Source organism: Verrucomicrobiota bacterium (genome assembly GCA_016871675.1).
Classification (GTDB): Bacteria; Verrucomicrobiota; Verrucomicrobiia; order Limisphaerales; family VHCN01; genus VHCN01.
Genome location: VHCN01000128.1, coordinates 1 through 3,702, shown reverse-complemented (window position 1 = coordinate 3,702; position 3,702 = coordinate 1). Strand labels below are relative to the sequence as shown.

At 63.0% G+C, this 3,702-nt stretch carries 3 protein-coding genes; 1 reads left to right on the top strand and 2 read right to left on the bottom strand.

Features of this window, described 5'->3' with window-relative positions; genetic code table 11:
- Positions 1-112: 112 nt before the first annotated feature.
- Both FJ386_15250 and FJ386_15245 read right to left on the bottom strand, forming a co-directional pair.
- The gene (locus FJ386_15250) at positions 113-460 is read right to left on the bottom strand and encodes a prepilin-type N-terminal cleavage/methylation domain-containing protein (GenBank protein MBM3878043.1); all 348 of its coding nucleotides are present in this window, start codon (positions 458-460) and stop codon (positions 113-115) included.
- Between the two features lie 385 nt (positions 461-845).
- On the bottom strand, positions 846-1,856 hold the full coding sequence (locus FJ386_15245; GenBank protein MBM3878042.1) for an aspartate-semialdehyde dehydrogenase: 1,011 nt from the start codon (positions 1,854-1,856) through the stop codon (positions 846-848).
- 103 nt (positions 1,857-1,959) lie between these two features.
- Between FJ386_15245 and FJ386_15240 the strand changes: the two genes are divergently transcribed.
- A complete protein-coding gene (locus FJ386_15240; protein MBM3878041.1) occupies positions 1,960-3,432 on the top strand; it encodes a DUF1501 domain-containing protein in 1,473 nt (490 codons plus the stop codon).
- The last annotated feature ends 270 nt before the right edge of the window (positions 3,433-3,702 follow it).

Genomic DNA, 3,702 nt, shown 5'->3' with positions numbered 1-3,702 from the left:
ATCCGATCGACGCGTCCGGGGTGCAGTAATTGTGACGCGCGTCGGGTTGGAAAATGAAGAGGGGCTTGGAGCCACTTTGCCCCAAGCCCCCTGAAGGGAATGAGTCAGCAACCTAGAGGGTGTGGCCGGGGATGTTACAGGTCGGACTCGCGCCGACGTTCGCGCCTTCTGTGTATTTGCCACCGGAAGGGCAGGCGGGCATCAGCGATCCCCTGAGATACACTTTCACGTCATCTAACATCCATTTGGCGTCGGCGCCCTTCTTTTGTTCGAGCGCCCACTGGTCCTTTGCGCCGTCGATCTGCTTGAGGTTCGCGATGCAACTATTCTGCTGGGCCGTCGTGCGGGCCTTCACGAAGTTCGGGATCGCGATCGCGGCGAGCAGGCCGATGATGGCCACGACGATCATGATTTCCACGAGCGTGAAGCCCCCTTGGGAATTGCGGATGTTGGTCTTCATGGTGTTTGCCTTTCTCTGCGTGCGGCCGTGAACCGGCGAGAGGCGGGTTTATGATGAGTTTGGTCTTTGTCCACGTTATTGCCTGCTCGCCAACCGTGCGATCAGTTTAGCATGGCGGGTGCCACGGTCAAACCGATTGTTCGATCTCCACGGCTGGGTGGTACGAGGACCGATCCCGGTAACTGCCACTTTTGCATGCCGTTGAAGTGGCGCGAGCTACGAGACACGTGGACCGAACCATCCATGAGCGGATCCTTCCGATTCCGGGGAAATCCACCGTGCATGGCTCACAGAAGTGCGAAGCGACGCGCTTTGGATGGGTGAAGTCCCCACGCGATGAGAATCCCGCTGTGGCCGAAGTCGTGCATCACAGACCGGGCACGACTTACCGCTTCGGAATCAGTTCCTCTGCGATCTGAACTGCGTTCAGTGCAGCGCCCTTGAGAAGTTGGTCGCCCACCACCCAAAAGCACAAGCCGTTGTCGAGCGCGCAGTCCTTCCGGATTCGGCCGACCTGACAATGATACTTCTCGGCGACATGCAACGGCATCGGATACTCGCGCTTTTCCGGATCGTCCACGACATCCAGCCCCGGCGCACTCGCGAGCACCGACCGTGCCGCTTCGACCGAGACAGGTCGCTCGAACTCCGCGCTCACAGCCACGGAATGCGCGCGATAAACGGGCACCCGCACGCAAGTGACACTCGCCCGGAAGGCCGGATGATGCATGATCTTGCGCCCTTCGTTCTCCATTTTCATTTCCTCCCTGGTGTAACCCGATGGCAGGAATGAATCCACGTGAGGCAGCACGTTGAAGGCGATCTGATGCGGATAAACCCCCTTCGTCACGGGTTTGGAACCTACGATCTCGCCGACCTGCCGTTCCAATTCCTCAATGGCCTTGGCGCCGGTGCCCGACACAGCCTGGTAGCTCGAGGCAAAAATCCGGGTCACACCGAACGCCTTGTGCAACGGGTAAAGCGCCACGAGCGTGATCGCCGTCGTGCAATTCGGGTTCGCCAGGATTCCCTTGTGGCCACGAACATCCGCCGCATTGATCTCCGGCACCACGAGCGGCACCTCCGGGTCCATTCGGAACGCGCTCGAGTTGTCCACTACCACGCAGCCCTCCTTCACTGCGATGGGTGCGAATGCCTTCGAGATGCCGCCGCCCGCGCTGAACAGCGCGATTTCAATCCCAGCGAACGAGTCTCTCGTGAGTTCCTTCACCGCAATCTCCTCGCCCCGAAAGCGCAGCTTCCTCCCCACGGAGCGCGCCGATGCGAGCAACGTCAACGTCCCGACGGGAAAGGCGCGCTTTTCCAGGGTCTTGATCATCTCGACGCCGACGGCACCCGTCGCACCAACCACGGCTACATGCGGATTACGGTCCATAAAAGGCGCGGAACTATACCGGCGCCGCCTTGCGTGTCAAACCACCCGGTGCGCGCATCGAAGATGGATTGCGGCTCCCGTGAAACTGCGCTACGAAAGGCGCGTGATCCTCGCCGGGCACCAAGCCTCGCTCACCCGCCGGCACTTCTTCGGCCGCGGCGCCACGGGCGTCGGCGTCGCCGCGCTCGCGTCGCTGCTCCAGCCCGCTTCCGCTGCGGAGCGGCGCGGGCCCGCCGCGCCACCGTCGCGATTCGGAGGGCTGCCCGACCTTCCACACTTCGCACCCAAGGCCAAGCGCGTCATCTATCTCTTTCAAAACGGCGCACCCACCCATGTGGATTTGTTCGACTACAAGCCCAAGCTTCAGGAACTCCACGGCAAGCCCGTGCCCGAGGACTACGTTGCGGGCAAGCGCTTCAGCACGATGACCGGCTCGCCCACCGGCAAGCTCATGCTCGCGCCGGTCGAGCCTTTCAAGCAGCACGGCCGATCCGGGGCGTGGGTCAGCGCGCTGATGCCGCACACGGCGCAGGTCGCCGACGACGTGTGCTTCATCAAGAGCATGCACACCACTCAGGTCAACCATGCCCCCGCCATTTCCTTCCTCCTTTCCGGCGCCGAAAACCCCGGACGCCCCACGGTCGGGGCGTGGCTCAGCTACGGCCTCGGCAGCGCGACCGACAGCCTTCCCTCCTTCGTCGTGATGACCTCCGTGAGCAAGGGCACAACGTGCGGCCAGATCTTCTACGACTTTTACTGGGGCTCGGGCTTTCTGCCGACGCGTTTCGCCGGGGTGAAGTTTCGCGGCAGCGGCGAACCCGTCCTCTACCTCGGCAACCCCGACGGCATGAGCCGCGAAGTCCGCCGCGGCATGCTCGACGACCTCGCGCGCCTCAACGAGATGAAGCTCCGCGAATTCGGCGACCCCGAGATCACCACGCGCATCGCCCAATACGAGATGGCCTTCAAGATGCAGTCGAGCGTCCCGGAACTCACCGACCTCTCCACCGAACCGCGCCACGTCCTCGACCTCTACGGCCCCGACGCCACACAAAGAGGCACGTTTGCGCACAACTGCCTGCTCGCCCGCCGCCTCGTCGAACGCGGCGTTCGCTTCGTGCAACTCATGCACGCCGGCTGGGACCAGCACAACAGCATCACCACCGAACTCTACAACCAGTGCCGCGACACCGACCAGCCCTCCGCCGGCCTCCTGCGCGACCTCAAGCAACGCGGCCTGCTGGACGACACGCTCGTCATCTGGGGCGGCGAATTCGGCCGCACGCCATTTATCCAGGGCGACATCAAGGACCGCAAACGCTGGGGCCGCGACCATCATCCGTATGCCTTCACCCTTTGGGCCGCGGGCGGCGGCATCAAGCCCGGCATCACCCACGGCGAATCCGACGACCTCGCGATGAACGTCGCGAAAGACCCCGTCCACGTTCACGACTTCCAGGCCACGCTCCTGCACCTGCTCGGCATTGACCACGAGCGGCTGACCTACAAATTCCAAGGCCGCAACTTCCGCCTCACGGACGTCCACGGCGAACTGGTGAAGGGCATCCTCGCCTGACCGCGCATCCTCGTCGCCGGGTCCAACTCACCGGTCAGGCACGATTCACCCTGCAATTCGCGCAGAATGTCGCGCGATCCGGCAAAAACGACTTGCCCGATCGTAACGGCACGCGTTTACTATCACTCGTATGCTCCATCTCCAGAACGGCCTTTGGTCGCAGACCTGCAATGGCGTCTCTCGCCGCAGCGCGCTCAAGGCCGGCTTCTGCGGCTTGCTCGGATTGACCACCGCCGACTTGCTTCGCCTCCGCGCGTCCGGAGCCGCCTC